The organism is Sphingobium sp. Ant17 (genome assembly GCF_000588875.1).
GTDB lineage: Bacteria > Pseudomonadota > Alphaproteobacteria > Sphingomonadales > Sphingomonadaceae > Sphingobium.
In genome coordinates this window covers 1-1,767 of sequence record NZ_JEMV01000185.1, presented here as the reverse complement: position 1 = coordinate 1,767, position 1,767 = coordinate 1, and the positions used below count along the sequence as shown (strand labels likewise).

Sequence of the window (1,767 nt, the reverse complement as noted above, 5' to 3'; positions counted from 1 at the left end):
AAGCCTGCGAGAAGCACGGCACTGACCTTGCCAACGACGACAGCACGAACTGTCGGAACGCTCGACGGTCCCTGGATGGTCGGTTTTCAGCCAGGCGCGGTGCACCCGGACGAATTGAGATGCCTTTTTCTCACCCCCTCTGGAAAACCAGCGCCGATAAAAGGGGATCAAAATATTTTCTCCGGCATCGCCAGCTACGCCAGTCGCTTCACCTTGCCAAAGGGCGTGAAGCCCAACGGATCGCTATGGATCGATCTGGGCAAAGTCGGCGACATAGCGAGGTGTGGGTGAATGGGCAGATCGCCGGGACGACATGGTTCCCGCCATACCGTGTCGACATCAGCAAACTGACGAAGGCGGGGGCGAATCAGATAGAGGTGAAGGTCGCCAACCTGTGGGTCAATCGCCTGATCGGAGACCAGCACCTAACGCACAAAAAGATTAGCTTCACGGCAGCACCAACTTATCAGCCGCACGCACCGCTGCGTCCATCAGGGCTGATCGGGCCGGTCACAATATTTTCAGAACCATAAGACGGAAGCCCATTCCCAATCAGACGGTGATCATGACAGTAAGCGCGACGTCAAAATTTAATATTCACGCTTGAGTTTTTTCATATTTGGATAGAGATTTTTATGGTCGCCTCGGTCTGAACTGATTGCTGTCTGAAAAGCGATATCGACATTTTGATATGAAAATGGTAACCCCCTCTACAACATTTTCGAAAGTGTCCAACCATTGAACTGAACGTTCTAGCAGGTGCCACTTGTGAGAATAGCGTGGCGTTGTTGTATACCTGCGTAATCGCTACCTCTCTACCGGTACATGGCCTTGGGTCTCGGACACATCGGCATCAAAAAAGGAAAAGCACGGTCGTTTCGCGAGTGATAGTGTAGGTTATACGGGTTTCCTGCACTGTTCGATCACATGCGGATCTTACTCTTGAACGAGACCTGACTGCAATTGCTCGGCTAGCAATCGGCGTTTGCAAGGCGAACTGATTTCAAGCGGCAATGGCTGGTTCTGCCGACAGGTGCCATTGGACGATAGCCGCGCGATGGCGGCTTTGTCCCACGACTCAGCGTTCGCTTCCGGTAGCAGTCGACCCTTCTGAGACATTCATGACCGAATTTCTCGTTCCCGATTCCAGTCAGTCCGCTTCTTCACATTGGCACGGGTTGGAGGTGCTGCCTGGCTACATTTTTCACAGCATCGGTCATGTCCTGAAGGGTTTGGGCATGGAGACGGGATACTGTCCAAAATAGCTGGACGTCCATTGTGTGTTCCGGCACCAATTCGACCAGAGTACCTGCATGGATGTGCGGTTTTGCCAATGTCTTCGGTTGAAGGCCCCAACCAAGACCGGCGCAGGCGAGGTCGAGAAATCCCTGCGTCGATGGAATCTAGTGCGTTGGTGCATTAAGCTTGGCGTCGAAGGCGGCTTACGTCGAATGACCCATGGTGACAATGTACCTCTTCGCTATCATTTTTCTCTCATCGTCGGGAATCTTGCATGACACGCTGGCCGCTTATCTCTTCCGCCGTTCTACTCGCCGTGGTAATGATCGCGCGTGGAGACGCCGTGCCAACAAAGAAGTCGGCCTGGAATGGCACCGCAGCAGCAGCCTATCTGGACAATCGTCTCACCTGGTGGCGTCAATGGCCTAAGGCTGAGCGGGACCATGGCACGCGCTGTGTATCCTGCCACACCTCGCTGCCGCATGTCCTTGCCATGCCCTCGCTCCGCAGCCAGTCAGGCAAGCAGAG

General features: G+C 54.0%; 2 protein-coding genes. Both read left to right on the top strand.

All coding sequences use genetic code 11. The features are described 5' to 3' along the window. Window positions 1-533, top strand: a 533-nt coding sequence (locus tag BF95_RS27790) for a glycosylhydrolase-like jelly roll fold domain-containing protein (protein ID WP_327195531.1), incomplete at its 5' end; no start/stop codon positions are given. Window positions 534-1,513: 980 nt separating this feature from the next. Next, window positions 1,514-1,767 (top strand): hypothetical protein (locus BF95_RS25265; protein ID WP_200867069.1); only part of this gene is annotated, 254 nt, incomplete at its 3' end.